This is a genomic window from Cohnella yongneupensis, from assembly GCF_042655785.1.
In the GTDB taxonomy this organism is placed as follows: Bacteria; Bacillota; Bacilli; order Paenibacillales; family Paenibacillaceae; genus Cohnella; species Cohnella yongneupensis.
Window position 1 is genome coordinate 56,494 of sequence record NZ_JBHSNC010000048.1, and the last position, 16,998, is coordinate 73,491.

13 protein-coding genes are annotated in these 16,998 nt (G+C 55.7%); 5 read left to right on the plus strand and 8 right to left on the minus strand.

The features are described 5' to 3' along the window. The first annotated feature begins 359 nt into the window (after window positions 1-359). Window positions 360-722 carry a hypothetical protein gene (locus ACFPQ4_RS15785; RefSeq protein WP_378112832.1) on the plus strand — a complete coding sequence of 121 codons (363 nt, stop codon included), beginning with the start codon at window positions 360-362 and terminating at the stop codon, window positions 720-722. An 86-nt stretch (window positions 723-808) separates the two neighbouring features. On the opposite strand, the gene ACFPQ4_RS15790 is transcribed toward ACFPQ4_RS15785, so the two are convergent. After that, complete coding sequence (locus tag ACFPQ4_RS15790) at window positions 809-1,477, minus strand: tetratricopeptide repeat protein (RefSeq protein WP_378112833.1); 669 nt, start codon at window positions 1,475-1,477, stop codon at window positions 809-811. Between the two features lie 196 nt (window positions 1,478-1,673). On the opposite strand from ACFPQ4_RS15790, the gene ACFPQ4_RS15795 reads away from it, so the two are divergent. Next, window positions 1,674-2,999 carry an ABC transporter substrate-binding protein gene (locus ACFPQ4_RS15795; protein ID WP_378112835.1) on the plus strand — a complete coding sequence of 442 codons (1,326 nt, stop codon included), beginning with the start codon at window positions 1,674-1,676 and terminating at the stop codon, window positions 2,997-2,999. A gap of 68 nt (window positions 3,000-3,067) precedes the next feature. Here the strand turns inward: ACFPQ4_RS15795 and hrpB are convergent, their stop codons facing one another. The 6 genes from hrpB to ACFPQ4_RS15825 all read right to left on the minus strand — a co-directional run bounded on the left by hrpB (window position 3,068) and on the right by ACFPQ4_RS15825 (window position 12,420). Continuing rightward, window positions 3,068-5,560: an ATP-dependent helicase HrpB gene (hrpB, locus tag ACFPQ4_RS15800; RefSeq protein ID WP_378112910.1), complete on the minus strand. Its 2,493-nt coding sequence runs from the start codon at window positions 5,558-5,560 to the stop codon at window positions 3,068-3,070. A gap of 270 nt (window positions 5,561-5,830) precedes the next feature. Beyond that, window positions 5,831-6,718: an ABC transporter ATP-binding protein gene (locus ACFPQ4_RS15805; protein WP_378112836.1), complete on the minus strand. Its 888-nt coding sequence runs from the start codon at window positions 6,716-6,718 to the stop codon at window positions 5,831-5,833. A gap of 3 nt (window positions 6,719-6,721) precedes the next feature. Continuing rightward, a complete protein-coding gene (locus tag ACFPQ4_RS15810) occupies window positions 6,722-9,598 on the minus strand; it encodes an ABC transporter permease (RefSeq protein ID WP_378112837.1) in 2,877 nt (958 codons plus the stop codon). A gap of 44 nt (window positions 9,599-9,642) precedes the next feature. After that, complete coding sequence (locus ACFPQ4_RS15815; protein ID WP_378112838.1) at window positions 9,643-10,665, minus strand: efflux RND transporter periplasmic adaptor subunit; 1,023 nt, start codon at window positions 10,663-10,665, stop codon at window positions 9,643-9,645. Then, window positions 10,649-11,341, minus strand: a complete 693-nt coding sequence (locus ACFPQ4_RS15820) for an ABC transporter ATP-binding protein (RefSeq protein WP_378112839.1) — start codon at window positions 11,339-11,341, stop codon at window positions 10,649-10,651. The genes ACFPQ4_RS15815 and ACFPQ4_RS15820 overlap by 17 nt, the downstream gene beginning before the upstream one ends. Window positions 11,342-11,358: 17 nt before the next feature. Next, window positions 11,359-12,420 carry a LacI family DNA-binding transcriptional regulator gene (locus tag ACFPQ4_RS15825; RefSeq protein ID WP_378112840.1) on the minus strand — a complete coding sequence of 354 codons (1,062 nt, stop codon included), beginning with the start codon at window positions 12,418-12,420 and terminating at the stop codon, window positions 11,359-11,361. A gap of 441 nt (window positions 12,421-12,861) precedes the next feature. On the opposite strand from ACFPQ4_RS15825, the gene ACFPQ4_RS15830 reads away from it, so the two are divergent. From ACFPQ4_RS15830 to nagA, 3 genes are read left to right on the plus strand one after another with little or no spacing between them, the layout of a single operon-like run. Then, entirely contained in the window at window positions 12,862-13,728 is an 867-nt protein-coding gene (locus tag ACFPQ4_RS15830; RefSeq protein WP_378112841.1) for a MurR/RpiR family transcriptional regulator, read from the plus strand. Next, window positions 13,725-14,468 (plus strand): glucosamine-6-phosphate deaminase, encoded by a 744-nt coding sequence (gene nagB / locus ACFPQ4_RS15835; protein ID WP_378112842.1) that lies wholly within the window; start codon window positions 13,725-13,727, stop codon window positions 14,466-14,468. Before ACFPQ4_RS15830 ends, nagB begins: the two co-directional genes overlap by 4 nt. Continuing rightward, window positions 14,465-15,643, plus strand: coding sequence for an N-acetylglucosamine-6-phosphate deacetylase (gene nagA, locus ACFPQ4_RS15840; RefSeq protein ID WP_378112843.1), 1,179 nt, complete (start codon window positions 14,465-14,467; stop codon window positions 15,641-15,643). The genes nagB and nagA overlap by 4 nt, the downstream gene beginning before the upstream one ends. A gap of 83 nt (window positions 15,644-15,726) precedes the next feature. Here nagA and ACFPQ4_RS15845 read toward each other — a convergent pair whose 3' ends face one another. Then, complete coding sequence (locus tag ACFPQ4_RS15845; protein WP_378112844.1) at window positions 15,727-16,824, minus strand: ParM/StbA family protein; 1,098 nt, start codon at window positions 16,822-16,824, stop codon at window positions 15,727-15,729. Window positions 16,825-16,998 lie beyond the last annotated feature (174 nt).

The window sequence follows — 16,998 nt, forward strand, 5'->3', positions numbered from 1 at the left end:
AACAATATACGGGAACTAGACCCGCTTTGTCAAACGCCGGAGCCCTGCCGCGAATGTTCGCTCTATCTACTCCGGCGGCTATTTTTTTGCTCTCCCATGCCATTATTCGTCGCCGTACGGTGTTGAAAACCGCCGTCTTTGCCATGCGCAGACAGCGTCGCCCTAAATCCACGAAGCTTCAACCTTTCGACCTTCATAGGAACATCTGACGTTAATTAAGAGAAAACCGCGAGTCCTCCCGCTTTCGATCAAAGGCGTCAATAATATACAAAATAACACCGTTGCCAGATTTTGACTAACGCGATAACTTTGATCTTAGGGGATTGTCCCCATAATCACTTCTCGGGAGGGAATTCGAAATGGATTTGAATGAAGAAGTAGTAGCGGTTGAAGGATTGGAAGCGGCTTCAGAAGAAGCTGAAGTCGAAGCAGTAGCCGAGGAAGCGGAACTCAGCTCTCAAGCCGAGGAAGTCGAAGCATCGGAAGAGGCTGCGGAGGAAGTTGTCGCCGAAGCGGAAGCTGAAGCTGTCGAAGCCGAAGCTGCGGACGAAGCAGTAGAAGCGGAAGCAGAAGCTGTCGAAGCCGAAGCTGAAGCGGAAGCCGTCGAAGCCGAAGCGGAGCAAGCCGAAGTAACAGCAGAAGCAGAAGCCGACGAGCCTGCTCTGGCGGAAGTTGCTGCGGACGAAGCAGAAGCTGCCAGCGAAGAATCGGTTATTGACTAATGATTTATTATTAAGACCGTTCATTAAAAAGGGGCTTTCTCTTAAGGTCGAAATCGACCGCGGAGATAGCCCCTTGCTCTATGAATTCAGCGGTTGCGAAGCAGGCTCCGGATGGCCCATTTGCGCTCGTGCCTTTTCATATAGCGCGGAAGAGAGCGATACAGTTGAACGCACTCGCGATAGGCGATCGCCGCATCTTCCGAGCGTCCAAGGCTGCTATAAATGATACCTAACCGATAATAAGCTTCGCACGAAGATGAATTCACTTCTTTGAACTGCTGCAAAAACCCGATCGCCTTCTCGGGGTTTAATTTAGCGAACGATTCCGCCAACCGTAGGTACGGTTGACCGTACTTGACTCTCGGACTAATGGCCAGCGCCCGCGTCATCGCGCGCTCCCCCTCGTCTTGTCTGCCGAGTGCCAATTCGCATATGCCTAGATCGCTCCAATACTCCGCCGAATGTTCCATTTGGCTCTCTATGCCGACCAGAATGTCGCGCGCAACCGCATAGCTCTTGCGCTCGATCAATAAGCGGGCGAGTTCGGATTTCGAAGATACGTCGTGAGGACTCATCTGAATTTGCCGTTTCCATTTTGAGATGGCGCTTCTGCGCCGCAACGGGCGTACAATGCTCGGAGTTAATCCGATATAGCGCCGCTCCAGGAAATAAATAATAACAAGCAATACCACTACCGCGATGTACGGATTGCCGAACAACCACCATAACGCCCCGAACGCCAACAGCTTGCTCATGATTGAATAGCTCCCCTCCCTCTCTCGTTCCCGCGCCGTACTCCGAGATAATCTACTTCGATTATTCGCCATCCTATCCTAGAATGCAAGAGTCATGCTTCGTTCGAACCCAACTTTTTTCCCAAATTTATCCGAACCCTTCCAACAAAAATCGCGTAATACCGTTATACACTAGGAGAGGTGGAAATAGACCGAGATGAGAGGGAAATGGTCGATCGTCATCCTGCTAACGATGGTGCTTGCGTCGGTGATACTTGCCGGATGCTCGGACCAACCGAAGACAGAGTTCGATAATGCGGAAATTACGGTACTCGTGCAGGATCAAGGCAACAGTGCGCTTGGCAAGCAAATTAATGCGTTATTGGACGACAGCAAGGCATTAGTGGAAAAGGAGAGCCCGGGAATCATAGTTCATCTCGTTCGGGTACCTCCCGAGCAATACGCGGATAAGATCAAAGAGCTTAAACCGGATATTTATTGGTTCGCTCCTTTCGAGCTGGCGTTGCCTCAGAGCGCAGGCAAGCTCTATGACCTTAACCCGCTCTTGGACAACGCCGGCTTGGACATTACGCAATATTTTCCCCGGAACGTATTGGACATGACTACGGTTGACGGCAAGCTGCTGGGCATGACGCTATCCGCCTACAATATCACCGTCGGATATAGCAAATCCTGGTTCGATAACGCAGGCATCCCTTACCCGCAAAACGATTGGACGTGGGAAGACTTCGAATCGGCCGCCGTCGCCTTGAAATCGGCTAACGGAGGAGATTCAAGCAACGTCTATGGAGCGGGCATTCCGCTCTATTCCGAGTTTGTTGAACCGATCGTCATGGGTATGGAGGGCGCTTTTCTATCCCCCGACGGCACGCAGGCTTCCGGGTATTTGGACGGTCCCGCTACGGTCAACACGGTGGAATGGTTAAAAGGCCTGCTCGAGCAAGGCGTAATCGATAAGCAATACAACGGCGATGTCGCTGAGATCGGGGTAAAACGTGGAATGGCGGTTACGTTATCTCCGTTAATCAGCAGCGCCGCCCAGACGAACCCCGACATCGGGATCGTTGCCCTTCCAAGTATGACCGGAGAAGCCCAAGTCAGCGCTCCGTATATAACGGCCTTCGGCATCAATGCGTCCAGCGTGCATCCCGATGCCGCATTGAAATACATCTATGCGTTAACGTTGGAAGACAATGAGGTGACCAGACAAGCTTTCCGGCTCGGGATCAGCGTATCCAGCGCCGTCTTCGCGGCCATCGGCGACGAGCTCGATCCTTCGTTGACGCTTAATTACAATCTGCTCCCCTTCGCGCAAAAACGGGCTTCTATGGTATCAAGAGAATATAGCTTGGCGATGGGGCAATACGAGAACACCTTCAGTTCCATGATCCAGACGGACATGGAGATCGCCCCGACGCTAACGCAAATAGCCCAAGGCATCGATTCGAAGCTTGCGGAAGCCCGTATCAAAGACGAGGAAGAAGCTCAAGAAGCGGCGGCGACTCAATCGGCCGGAGAGTAACGGCAAGCGCCCGGAGGTCAATTAACAACAGCGCCCGGACGAATTTATCGTCCGGGCGCTTCGGCGTCTTATTGTCCCGGCGGCTTGGCGCGGCGCGTTGCTTGTGCCTCCAGCGGATCGTCGGGCCAGTAGTGCTTAGGATATCGTCCCTTCAAGTCTTTGCGTACTTCGAAGTAGGCGTTGCGCCAGAAGCTCGCCAAATCCCTCGTCACTTGTACGGGACGTTGAGCCGGCGACAGCAAGTGCAGCGTAAGCGCGACGCGACCGCCGGCGATTCGCGGCGTCTCCGGCAAACCGAATAGCTCCTGCAAGCGAACGGCTAATGCCGGTGCTTCGATATCGCCGTAATCGATCGGTAGACGCGACCCGCTCGGGACCGACCAGTGCGTAGGGGCGTACGTATCGAGCAAGCGCCTCTGTTCCCAGCTGAGCATCGATTCCAATAGCTCTTTTATATTCAACCGTTGTAAATCCGATCGGCCTTTGATCCCTTCCGCATACGGAGCTAACCACGTCTCCAAATCGGCAAGCAGCGCTTCGTCCGACAGATCGGGCCATGAAGCATCGTGATAGCGTACGAAGACGACGCGCTCCTGATATTGCCGCGCCGCTCGCGACCAAGGCAAAATGTCGAGGCCTTCGGCGCGAATGCCTCCGAGCAAGCCCGCTAACACCCGGTCGGCCGGAGGCTTGTGCATCGGCACCTCTTCCAGCACGATCGCGCCTAGCCGCTTGCGCGCACGCGCGCGTACCGATTGGGATGCCGAATCCCAATAGACTTCCGTCTCCTCGCGGATCGCGTCCTTCAGGTGCTCCGTCAATTGCGCGTAGGAGAGCGGCGCGGCCATTCGGATCTTGCTGTCCGTTCCGGCATCGTCCACGTCCGCGACGACGATCCATTCCTCACGCGATAGCAATTGCCCGTTCGCGAACGCCGCGCCTCTTCCGCCGCTAAGCAAATATTTGCCGCTATCCCTCTGGCGGGCGATGCGGTCCGGATAAGCGAACGCGAGAAGCAGTCCGCAGCTGTCGCTCTCCGCGTCGCCCTTCTCCCCGCGTACGCCAAGCTCCCGCTTCAGCCTCCCCGCTTCGTCGAGGAGCCGGCGACGTACGCCTTCGTCAACGGCGGCCGTGCCTTTCCCTTGCAAAGCGTCAAGCCGCAGCCTTAAATCGGCGTCCGCGCGACCGCCGCCTCCCTTAACGATATCCCGTTCGCTCAGGAGCACCGCAAGCTCGCACGCATTCGCGCCCAAGCCCAGCTCCATCGCGCGAAGCAGCATATGCGCAATGCGTGGGTGAACGCCGTATTCCGACATGGCGCGCCCATGAGACGTAATCGTGCGTCCGTCTGCATCCAGCGCACCCAGCTGCGTCAGCAATTCCTTAGCTTGCTGCAACGCGGGCGCCGGCGGCGGGTCCAGCCAAGCCAACCCGGCCGGATCTCCTGCCCCCCAGACGGTCAGCTCCAGCAGCAGCGACGACAAATCCGCTTCCATAATTTCCGGCACGTTGCGAGGCGAAAGCCTCGCCTGCTCCTCGCTGCTCCACAGCCGATAACACGTCCCCGGCCCTAGCCTGCCCGCTCGGCCGCGCCGTTGATCCGCCGAAGCGGCCGATACCGGCAACGTCTCCAGCCTCGACATGCCCGTCCTCGGCGAGAATCGCGAGACGCGCATTAAGCCCGCGTCGACGACGACCGTGATGCCTTCTACGGTCAAGCTCGTCTCCGCGACGGACGTCGAGAGCACCACCTTGCGCCCGCCCGACCGCAGCGGCGCTATCGCCGCATCCTGCGCCTCGAACGGCAAGCTGCCGTGCAACGGACATACGCGTACGCCGCTCGTCCCCGCCAGCATGCCGCCGAGCTTCGCCTCGACCGACCGAATTTCGCCGATGCCCGGCAAAAACACGAGCACGTCTCCATCGTGCGCGCGCATCGCGTCCATGACCGCGGAAGCGACCGCATCATCCAGATACGTACTGGGAGAGCGCGGCCGATAGACGGTTTCTACGGGATACGCCCGCCCTTCGCTCACGACGACTGGAGCCTCTCCGAGCAGCTTCGCGACGGGCTCCGCCTCCAAGGTAGCGCTCATGACGAGCAGCTTCAGATCGTCCCGAAGCAAGGCTTGCGATTGCAGGCATAACGCCAATCCGAGATCCGCTTGAAGACTTCGTTCGTGGAACTCGTCGAAAATAACTAAGCCGATGCCATCGAGCGACGGATCATGCTGCAGCATGCGGGTAAGCACGCCTTCCGTGACGACTTCGACCCGGGTACGCGGTCCGACCTTCGTATCCATGCGTACCCGGTAACCGACCGTTCCGCCGACCTCCTCGCCGATCGCGGAAGCCATATATTTCGCCGCGCTACGGGCCGCTAAGCGCCTCGGCTCGAGCAGCAATATTTTACGACCGGACAACCACGGCTCGTCCAGCACGGCCAGCGGCACCCGCGTCGTCTTCCCCGCCCCCGGCGAGGCGATCAGAACAGCGTTCGCATGCTCCGACAACGCGCGCTTTAGCTCCGGCAGAACGCTATCTATGGGCAGCTTGTCTATCGTCAAGGGAAATAACGCTCCTTCGTCTACGACTCTTCTAATCAACAGCTCATTGCACCATTATAGCAAGGTTGCGCGGGCACCGCTTAGGAAAGTAAACGTAATAAGTCGATTGTTAGTTGTATGTTGTGCAACTAATCCCATAGCACTCACCCTTGGCTCACATGACCTGCCCACGCATCAAAAAAGCCCCCGCAAGTCCTCCATCACCGATGGACGACCCGCAAGGGCTTAATTCAACTAGGTAGCTTTGTTCGGAAAATCATAGCATCAGGACGCTTCCTCCGGCGTAGTCAGCACGATCTTGCCTTCTACGAGCTCCAGCTTCACCTTGTTCGAATTTTTGACGCCGATCGACTCCAAGTAGGTCGCGGGCACTTGCAAACGTCCCGCCCGGTCGAGTATCGCGTACTCGACGTGGGAGTCGCCCTCGGCCTGCTTGATCCCGCGCTCGATCTCCTCGAGCTCCTCCGCGTACGACTTGCGCCGCAGCATCTCGGAAGAGATTTTGCCGTCGCGGATGGCGACGACGCGGTCGACCTTCTTAGCGAGCAGAGGGTCATGCGTAACGATAATGATCGTAATACCGATCGTCCGATTCAACTCCCGGAATAAATCCAGAATCTGATCGGCCATCTTCGAATCTACCGAGCCCGTCGGTTCGTCGGCGAGCAGCAGCTTCGGATGATTCGCCAGCGCGATGGCGATCGCTACCCGTTGCTGTTCGCCGCCCGACAGCTCGTGCAGTTTATTGTTTTTGCGGTGCGTGAGCCCGACGGCTTCGAGCAATTCCAGCGCGCGCATCCGCTTGCGCTTGCCCTTAAGCAAGATCGGCAGCTCTACGTTCTCCATCGCCGTCAAATACGGGATAAGGTTCCGGGCGTTGTTCTGCCAGACGAACCCGACGCTCTCGCGCTTGTACTTCACGAGATCGCGCTCGTTCATCTTCAGCATGTTCTTCCCGTCGATCTCGAGCTGTCCGGCGCTTGGCTTATCAAGTCCGCCCAACATATTCAGCAACGTGGATTTACCGCTTCCGCTGTTGCCGATAATCGCCATGAGCTCACCGCTCTCCACCTTCAGATCAAGCCCCTGAAGCGCGAACACTTCGAGATCCGCCGCTTTGTAAATTTTGACCAAGCCTTCGCAATGAATCATCGATTAATCCTCCCCCAGTTTCAGCGCCTGATGGACGCGGATGCGGGAGAGCATGTAAGACAGAATGCCCAGCCCGAGCAGCAGCATGACAACGACGGTAGTATAAAGGCGGATGAAATCGATCGCCTCGAAAATCACTTTGAACGGCGGCACGAGACTGCTAGGGTTAAACGCCATTTGGAAGTTCGGCACGTACAGAATGCTGGCCACGTTGCCGACCAGTACGCCGATGCCGATCGCGACCCCGGACGTAAGCAACTGCTCCAGCGCCAGCATACCGATCAATTGGCGAAGCGAAAGCCCGATCGCGCGCATAATGCCGTTCTGAAGCGTGCGTCCCTTCAGCGACAAAATCCAATAGAGCAAGAAGCCTACGAAGCTGATGACGATCGAGATGATGAAGCCAAGCGTCAAGATGCCGTTCAAAGCGAGCAGGAACGGATCGTTCTTCGCCTTCGTCAGTTTCTCGCGCGTATTGACGACACTAACGATGTTCAGCTTGCTGTCCTCTATGCCTTGATAGAGCTCGCTCGTCGGAGCGCCCGGCTTCATCTTCAGCCACACCTGGTACGGCTCCAACGCGAGTTGGAATTGGATGCGCGACAGATGCCCGACGATGAGCATCGGGGCACTCGATTTCTCCGAGTCCGCCGTATTGATCGAGCCCGGCGGCGGATTCGGATTAAACGTAGGGAAGTAGTCGAGAATCCCGAATACGATGAACGGTTGTCCGGGGACGTCCTGCCACCCGACGTTGATCGAGTCGCCTACCTTAACGCCCTTCTGCTCGGCAAGCGTCTTCGAGATCAATACCGCTCTTGAATCCGGCGCGATCAAATTCAAATACTCGTTAAACGGATGGCTCAACAACTTATCCGGGAACCACGTCGTATTGCCGAAATCATCCGTATCGATGCCGATAAGCGTTGCGCTTCCGCCATTCGATCCTACACTGAAGTTCGCTTGTTCCTTCACGAACACTTTAGCCGCATGATCGACGCCGGGGAGCTTCGTGTACGGATCAAAAGACGGCTCAAGGTAGTGGATGACTTTAGGCGCCGCTGGCGCATCCGCTCCCGGAGGAGCGCCGAACGGCGAAGGAGGGGGCTTATCGTTCGGCCAATTCGACTCCATAACGAAGTCCGCGCCGTTCGAATAGCGGATGCGATCCTCCGTGTTCGTGTTCAGCGTTCTCGCCGCGCCGGCGCTGAATACGCCGATCGCGATCGTCATAATAAGGAAGACCATCAAAAATTGATATTGGCTGTTGGAACGCCCGACTTGAATAAGCGTCGAATACAAGGACGGCGGCCACCACTTGCGCCCGATCCAATAAATCAGCTTCAATACGTACGGATAAAGCCTCAAAATCAATAAGCCGGCACCGACGACGAACAACGCCGGCATGACGAACTGCAGCGGATCGATATTGAGGTCGTTCGCGTTAAGCCCGAGCTTCTGGATATCCTTGAGCCGATTGCGGAACGTATACAGCCCGTAAATGGATACCGCCAACGCCAAGACGTCCAGGAAAGCCTTGTGCCAGAACGGCATCTTTTGCGATCTCGCCATCTGCTGCTTACGCCCGACGATGGATACTCGTGTCGCGAGCAACGCCGGAATGAGCATCATGATGAAGGATACGACTGCCGCAATCGCTCCGTACAAGTACGCGTCGGAATTAACGCGGACAGGCATCGAAGTCCGTTGTACGAATTCGAGGAATCCGTTAGAGGAACCGAGCACTTTCGTTAATCCCAAACCGATAAAAGGACCCGCCAGTAACGCTATGCCGCACAATAAAACCCCTTCTATTGCAAACGAGGCCACGATCTGCCACCTCGCCGCGCCTCGGCTTCGCAAGACGGCGATCTCGTTCTTTTGCCGATCGATGATCAGGTTGGATACCATGAACATATAGAAGCCCAGCATAATCAATACGGGCACGTTGAGCGACCACATCAGCTTGTTCAGTTGCTTCGCGCGATCGAAGTAAGAGGTAATCGTATCGAGCGCGGGAGCTTGGAATTCCGTCTGGAATACGACGATGCGCTGCTTAACGAAAGCACGGATCTCTTTGTCCGTGTTGATGAATCCGTCGACGTTACGAATGTTCATTTTGCTGTAGTCCAGCACGAAGTACCAGCCGCTTACGGCTAACGGAATTTTGTTTCCCTTCGTGATTTCCCGGTCGAACATTCCATCGTCCATAATGAACGCGGAGTTCCAATCGGCAAGACCCGCGCTTCTGAAATACGGATCATCGTCTTGTTTCTTCGTGACGATGCCTACCGGTTTAATCTTGATCGTGCCGGCGACCTTGTCGTCTTGCACGACGAACTCGGTACCGAGCACCGTCTTGAAGTTGCTGAGCGCCTGATCGGTCACGAGCACTTCGTAGACGCCGTTCACCGGCTCTTTGGCCGGCATCCTGCCGTCATCCAGCTTAATGTGCGCGTCTAAATCCGTGAACGCGCGAAGCGTCGCGCTCGGCTTCGATTTCTTCGGATCTTCGACTCCGACGGCCGGAACGAACAAGAACGATTTCGTCCTTCGCTCCGTCACCAGTTCTTTGACCGGAATTCCGAAGTCGCTTGCTGCTTTCGTGTGCATGAAATTATCGATATCGTTTAAAATTTTCGTCCGTTTGTCCGGCGACTCGTTATAAAATCCAATACTCGAGAAGTGCGTTCCGGGATACGTGTTTTTGTCCGTCTGGAACGTCTCCAAGTCTTTGACGAGCATCCGGGACAAGATCGCCTCCGAGTAAATCGGCATCGTGCTGACGAGCGCAACCGTCATAAGAATGCCGAAGAACATGCTCGATACGAGCCATTTATTTTGAACCATTTTACGAATAATCATGACGAATAAGGCCACGGGTTAGCCTCCTAACTTTCGGAATGCGGAAATAAATGCAGGCATTACTGAAGAACGATGTTTTGGCCTTCTTCCAAACCGCTAATGATTTCCACCTCCGTCGGGGTCGTTAATCCGGGCTCCACGTCGACTTCGCGCAGCTTGTTGCCATCTTCCATGATGCGTACGAAGTTACGGCCTAAGTACGAACGAAGTCCGCTCTTCGGAATTTTTATGACGTTGTCTTTCTGTTGGGTAATGATCCTAACGTCCGCCAGCTTGCCTATTTCGACATTGGGTATCAACCTGGTCAATTCGACGTAAATGGTCTTCGCATACTTCTCGGCGAGCTGCTTATTCTCCGTAGTGGGGGCGGACGAAGGCGTCTGAACGACTTTACCGTCGTACTTCGCCTTATTAAACGTGATTTCAGCCGCGACGCCTACCTTAACCTCGGTACGGTCGGCCGCGTTATCCACGGGAAGCGACAAGCGCAACCGATTCGGGTCCGAGACGATGACAAGCGTCTGATAGGCGTCGATATAATCGCCTTCCTTAAGGTCATCCGCGTACGTAACCGTTCCGTCCATCCCCGCGATCAATTGCTTGCTGTTGAATTGCGCGGATAATCTATCGTATTTTAATTGCTCGATCTCAAGCTGTAAGCCCGCTATCTTGATGGTCTCCTCGTCGCCGCTTCTGGCCTGGCTGAAGTTGACCTTCGCGCGCTCGAGCGACAATTGCTGTTCTTTCAGTTGAATGTCCAAACCGTCCAGAATGAGCTGGACGAGCACGTCGCCCTTCTTGACTACGTCGCCCGCTCTTACGTTGATTTTCTCGATACGTCCGCCTTGTCCCGTGAATTGGGCTACTTCCGACTCATAAGATTCGAACGTCGCGCTTCCGCCTACCGTTTTAAGAATCGAGCCTTTCAATGCCATCGTCGTCGTATAATTTTCTTTCGCGGGTTTAACCAGAGGCGGTTGAAGTGCTTGTTCTTCCTGCGGAAGCAAGGAGCATCCGGCTAGCGCGGCTCCAAGCAGTACGGTAAGGCTTAGTGTGGCAACTCGTTTAATTGTGCGAGACAATTTGTCCATCCTCCAATTCGTATACTTGGTCGACGATCTCCATAATAGCCGGATCGTGCGTCGTAATAGCGATCGTGATGCCGCTCTGCTCGACTAGGTCACGAAACACTTTAATGATATGCAAGCCCGTGCGGCTATCGAGCTCGGCGGTCGGTTCGTCCGCCAAAATCAGCTTAGGCTTGTGCGCGATAGCTCTTGCGATGGCCGTGCGCTGTTGTTCGCCCCCGGACAGCTCGAACGGACGATGGTGCATCCGTGGCTTAAGCCCGACTTGCTCGAGCGCGTGAATGGCCGCGGCTTTGCGTTCGCTCGCGGGCGTACCCGCGATGCGGAGCACGAATTCGACGTTCTCGTAAGCGGACATAAGCGGGATTAACGCGAAGGATTGGAAAATAAGCCCCATCTCCGTCCGTCTTACTTCGTCCCGCTGCTTGTTCGACATTGCCGTCAGGTCGCGGCCGTTGAATACGATTTTGCCCTCCGTCGGCCGATCCAGCGCGCTAAGCAAGTTAATGAGCGTCGTCTTGCCGGAACCGGAGCGGCCCTTGAAGGCGACCAATCTGCCGGCGGGCAAATGAATGTCGACGCCTTTGAGCACGGTTACCGCGCCCGATCCCCTGCCGAATACGCGCTTGATGCCTTGGGCTTGGATGATGTCTTCGGTACCTACTGCCATCTGATTGCTTGCCTCCTTCAATCTATGTCTTGACGACTCGCTACCGACCGGCGCTCTACGAGCTGCGGCGGAGCGACCACCTTGCGTCCGGGCTGCCCCGAGAGCAGCTCCATCAACAGAGAGATGACCGATGGTTTCCCGTGGCGAATCGTCGTAAGCGGCGGAGTAATGAACGTGCCGTGCATGTCGTCGTCATAACCGATAATCGATAAGTGTTCCGGAACTCTTAATCCTTCTTCCTGCTGCAATCTCGCTATGGCGCCGGTAGCCATCAAATCGTTCGCGCAAAATACCGCGGTCATGTCCGGATGAGCTTCGCGAAGCTTCATTATCGCCTCCGCGCCGCTTTCCACGGAAAAGTTGCCCTCGGCGATCAGACTGCCGGCATGAGCGATGCCTCGTTCCGTAAGCGCTTCCTTGAATCCTTCGTAGCGCTCTTGGCTAACACGCGCTAGAGGGGGGCCGTTAATGTAGCCGATCACGCGATGTCCGGCTTCAACAAGCCTTTGACCGGCAAGCCGTCCGCCTTCCTTATCGTCGGACATCGCCGCCGAGCAATGAGGACCTACGACTCCCTCGAAGTTCACGCAAGGCACGCGAATCTTCAGCGCTTCCTGCATGATGGGATGCCGTTCCGAAAAAGCCGGGAACAGGATGCATCCTTCGAGCTTACGCGAGTGAACGCTCTCGGTCAGACGCTGCCCTGCGTAATTCGAGAAAGAGACATAGTAGAAGATCGCGTCTTTCCCTTCGCTTTGCAACGCCTTTTGGATCGAAGAGAACATGTCGTAAAACAAGGCTTTTCCGTGATCGAACTCCGGTACGAATACCCCGATCAGATTGCTTCGTTTCCCGACGAGCTGCTGCGCTCCGAGGTTAGGCACGTAGCCCATCTCTCTAGCCATTTGTTCGACTAGCCTTCTCGTGCCCGGATTGACGCCGGGTACGCCGTTAAGCGCTCTGGATACCGTGCTTGCGGATAGCTGAAGCGCTTCCGCGATCGCTTTAATGCCGACCTCGCGGGACGCGAGCTCGTCCTTTCCCCGGCTATTGCCCTCGTTGCCCAACCTGCTGATCATAGATGCCCGGCAAATTCGCTTAGGAACTTCCGCATAACATCCCTCCCTGCGTTTGCCTATCAAAAACAAGGATTGCAAACGTTTGCAAAAACACTCTTTCACTATAAATGGTAAGTAAATATCTGTCAAACCTGTTGCGCGACAACATTTCTAATCTTTTACGCCTAATCCTCAAGAGTCAGTATGTCAGTCATTAATGAAAAATCGCTGAAATTCGCTCGCTCAATCGCCGTTCGAAGGCTGAAATCGGACGTTCGAGGGGTGAAAATAGGGGATACTTTTCTATAGTCGAGGGATACAAAACGCTAATCAGGGATAAAACTACGTTATCCGGCGCGGAAAAACATCGGTTTCTTCTCGGTTTGCCCATTGTGAAAATTTATTTCATCATTTAAACTTAAATTACGAAACTAATTTACCCAACAAATACACGGGGTGACTATGAGTTTACTTAACGCGATTCATGAAAAGCTGGAAAGCTTTCATCCAATGGAACGAAGACTGGCCGATTACGTCCTAAGCGACCCGTCCGCCATCGTACAGATGACGATAACGGAGCTTGCCGGCCAATCGGGTAGCAGCACGGCGACGATTTCGCGGTTTTGCAAGCTGTTCCAGTGCTTGAACTTCCCCGAATTCAAGCGGATGCTGGCTACCGAGCTCGTCCACATCGAAGCGACGCCGAATCAATACCAGGATATCGTCGCGGGCAATCCGCTTACCGATATCGTATCCGCCATTACGACCAACCACATGCGGTCGTTGACCGATACGACGAAGCTGCTCGATTTCGGCCAATTACGTACGGCCATCGCGGCGCTGCACGAAGCCGGTCGCGTCGACTTGTACGGATCGGGCACGTCGGGCATGGTGGCGCAAGATTTCTTCCATAAGCTGATCCGCATCGGAAAAGCGGCGGCCGTTTTCTCGGATCCCCATATGCAGCTTACGTCCGCGTCATCGCTTACCGCACGCGACGTTGCGGTGGGCATCTCGTATTCCGGCGAGACGCTGGAAACGATCAACGCCTTGCGCACCGCCGCGGAACAAGGCGCGACGACGCTGTCCATCACGCGATTCGGGACGAACGCGTTAGCCGAGCAAGCTTCGATTCGATTGTTCACATCGTCCGCGGAAGCCGGCATGCGGCGAGGGGATATGGCATCGAGAATGGCGCAGCTCCATATCGTCGATATTTTGTTCACTGGACTTGTAAGCGAGCACTTCGAGGAATACGTGCCGAGACTGGAGCGATCGTTCCAGACGGTACGACATTATACGGGCAAAGAGGAGAGAACGACGCGATGAACATTCTTACGTTCGACAGCGACAGTAAATTAAACGAGGCCGCGGCAGGCATTATTATAGGCACGGTACAAACGACGCCGCGCGCGGTGCTCGGACTTGCCACCGGCGGCACGCCGGTCGGCATCTATAAGGAAGTCGTTCGCGAGTACGACAGAGGCATGATCAGCTTCCGCAACGCCATCTCGTTCAACTTGGACGAATACGTGAACATCCCGTCCGACCATCCCGAAAGCTATCATTCTTATATGAACCAGCATCTGTTCTCGCACATCGACCTTCCCGCTGCCCAATGCCACATTCCCGACGGCAACGCCGCCGATCCCGACGCGGAATGCCGCAGGTTCGACGCGCTGATCGAGCAAGCGGGACAAATCGATCTTCAATTGCTCGGCCTCGGCCATAACGGCCACATCGGCTTCAACGAGCCTGCACACGCGCTCATCCGCGGCACGCACGTCGTAGAGCTTGCGGAGGAAACGCGCGAAGCGAACGCCCGCTTCTTCGATTCGATCGACGAAGTTCCGAAGCAGGCGCTTACGATGGGCGTCGGCACGATTCTGAAAGCGAAGAAAATCATGCTCGTCGTCAAAGGCGCCGACAAAGCCGATATCGTCGCTCGCGCGCTTCAAGGACCGATTACGACGGATTGCCCGGCATCGCTGCTCCAGACGCATCCGCATCTGATCGTCCTGTTGGATGCTCCGGCCGCATCGAAGCTGAAGTTGGAGAACTTGCCATGACACTCGGCTCCGACAATAAGTTCCTTGTCGTTAACGCGCGAATCGTCACCACCGACCGCATGATCGATAACGGATGGCTGCAGGTTCGGGACGGAATCATCGAGCGCATAGGCGACAATTCCGTTGGCGATGCTCCCCATGATTCGGCGTACGCAATCGTCGATGCGGAGGGCGGCTCTCTTCTTCCGGGATTCATCGACGTACACGTGCATGGCGGCGCGGGTCACGACTTCATGGACGCCGACGCGGAAGGCCTTCGCGCCATTACGGAGTTTCATTCTCGGCACGGCACGACGGGAATGCTTGCCACCACGCTTACCGCTTCGCGGGACGAGTTGACCGCCTTATTGGAACGCGTCAGCACGTTCATGAACGATGCGATGCCTTTCGCGCAATTGCTCGGCGTACACTTCGAAGGTCCTTTCATCAGCGAAAAGTGGAAAGGCGCTCAAAACCCGGCGTACATCGTACCGCCCCAGCCGGAATGGTTGGAAGCATGGGTCGCGCGTTATCCCGGCGTCATTAAAATCCAGACGCTCGCTCCCGAAGCCGAAGGCGCGCTCGACTATATCGCGCAGCTTGCGGGGCATGGCATCGTGCCTAGCTGTGGACATACCGACGCGACGTACGACCGGATCGCTGCGGCCGCGGATCGCGGTCTCCGTCACGCGGTCCATACTTACAACGCGATGCGCGCTTACCACCACCGCGAGCCCGGCACGGTAGGCGCGGTACTTACGGACGACCGGATTATCGGAGAAGTGATCGCCGACGGCCACCATGTCCATCCCGCGGGCATCAAGCTGCTACTCGCGGCTAAGGGAGCGGACAAAGTGATTCTCGTGACCGACGCGATGGCTGCCGCAGGCATGCCGGACGGCGATTACGACCTCGGCGGCTTGCCCGTGGAGATGAAGTGCGGCGTCGCCCGGCTGAAAGACTCCGGCAATCTTGCCGGAAGCACGCTCACGATGATCGACGCCATCCGCTACATCGTTCGCGAGATCGGCGTTCCGCTCGCTAGCGCCAGCCGAATGGCGAGCTTGAACCCTGCTCGCCAGCTCGGATTGGACGGCGACCGGGGCGATCTCGCGCCGGGCAAACGAGCCGACCTGGTGTTGCTGGACGATTCGCTCGAAATCCGGCGAGTGTGGGTTAGCGGCAACGCGCTATAATGCGCATACAGGCATGCAACAAAAAAGCCTTGATCTCCCCCTTGGGAAGATCAAGGCTTTCGTATATGTTCGGGTGCTTGCAGTTACACGGCGGCTTCGTTATTAGACGTTTTGTTTTTCGCCAGCTTCAAGTAGCCGTATACGTTCTGCAGCTCGCTATCGTCCACGAAGCGCAGGCGCATATTATCCGCCGCGTCTAGGATGTACGGCTTAAGCGCGGCTGCGCCGCCTCCGAGCACGTAGAAGCATTGGATATCCGGATACTTTTTCCAACGTTTGCGAATAAGATCGACGATCTTCTGCGCGGCGCGGGAGAAGTAAGTGTCCACGATCGGACGAATGTCCGCTTGCCCTTCGCCGACGCGTTGAATAATGAAGTCGTGTCTGCGAATACGTTGGATCAGCTTAGTGCGGCTCGGGAACCGGTAGCCGTACTGGTCCTCGACGTCGCGAATGATGTAATCGAGGTAGGAGGCAAGACCAAGCTGCTCTCCCGTGCTGAACTGGTTGTCGATGCTCATGCGCTTGACGACCGGGAAGTCCGTCGTGAGCGCGCCCATCTCGCAAATACCGATTACGCCGTTGTACAGCTCTTCGTCCCGCACTTGAAGGTTCTCGTGCGTCGCCATATGGAACAGCGCGGCGGCGCCTTCGATCGATACGATCGCGCGGCGGATATTCACCCGTACCGTGCGTCCGCGCAACCTTGGCGTGGACAGGAACGTCACTTCGTGTTCGCCGACGAGACGCTCTTCGAACGTCTGGTGGTATCTCGCGTACGTGCGTACCGGCAAGCCGGTGCCGATCACGTATTCGACCTGTTCGATCGATTGACCCGGCTGCAACGTCTGAGCCACGCTAGTGACGCTAGCGTATGCGAGCGCCGTTAACGCCACGATCAGCGATTGGTCGCTGGTCGCCTTGTTATCCGTCTCTTCGAGCTCCGCGTTGTCTTGATCCTCGGAAGCGAGCAAGCCGACGAAGTAACGTTGGCTCTTCTTCCGTAGCTTGGGGCTGTAGACCATTACGTCTAGCGCCTTGAGGGGAGAATCTTCTTCTTGCAGCACGTGACGCTCGTAACCCGGCGATACGATGCTTGGAATAATAATAGGTTCGTTAGACCCGCTAACGACTAATTTAACGCTATCGTTGCCGATATCAATACCCGCTAATCTGATCATAATATCCTCCCAACGATTACACGTTGTATGTAAAACACGCTAACCGTCTTATGCTTATGTTACTGGATTCGCTTTTTTACGACAAAATCCTCCTTTTGAAGGATGGATTGTATCGTTTTTTTTCGGTAAAAAAGGATTATGCGCTTTTTTAGTCGAAGTTAATTGAGATATTAG

What these genes read in the sequence shown, in the direction of transcription:
- ACFPQ4_RS15785 (WP_378112832.1), top strand. Translation starts at nt 360, where the DNA reads ATGGATTTGAATGAAGAAGTAGTAGCGGTTGAAGGATTGGAAGCGGCT.
- ACFPQ4_RS15790 (WP_378112833.1), bottom strand. Translation starts at nt 1,477, where the DNA reads ATGAGCAAGCTGTTGGCGTTCGGGGCGTTATGGTGGTTGTTCGGCAAT.
- ACFPQ4_RS15795 (WP_378112835.1), top strand. Translation starts at nt 1,674, where the DNA reads ATGAGAGGGAAATGGTCGATCGTCATCCTGCTAACGATGGTGCTTGCG.
- ACFPQ4_RS15805 (WP_378112836.1), bottom strand. Translation starts at nt 6,718, where the DNA reads ATGATTCATTGCGAAGGCTTGGTCAAAATTTACAAAGCGGCGGATCTC.
- ACFPQ4_RS15820 (WP_378112839.1), bottom strand. Translation starts at nt 11,341, where the DNA reads ATGGCAGTAGGTACCGAAGACATCATCCAAGCCCAAGGCATCAAGCGC.
- ACFPQ4_RS15825 (WP_378112840.1), bottom strand. Translation starts at nt 12,420, where the DNA reads ATGATCAGCAGGTTGGGCAACGAGGGCAATAGCCGGGGAAAGGACGAG.
- ACFPQ4_RS15830 (WP_378112841.1), top strand. Translation starts at nt 12,862, where the DNA reads ATGAGTTTACTTAACGCGATTCATGAAAAGCTGGAAAGCTTTCATCCA.
- nagB (WP_378112842.1), top strand. Translation starts at nt 13,725, where the DNA reads ATGAACATTCTTACGTTCGACAGCGACAGTAAATTAAACGAGGCCGCG.
- nagA (WP_378112843.1), top strand. Translation starts at nt 14,465, where the DNA reads ATGACACTCGGCTCCGACAATAAGTTCCTTGTCGTTAACGCGCGAATC.
- ACFPQ4_RS15845 (WP_378112844.1), bottom strand. Translation starts at nt 16,824, where the DNA reads ATGATCAGATTAGCGGGTATTGATATCGGCAACGATAGCGTTAAATTA.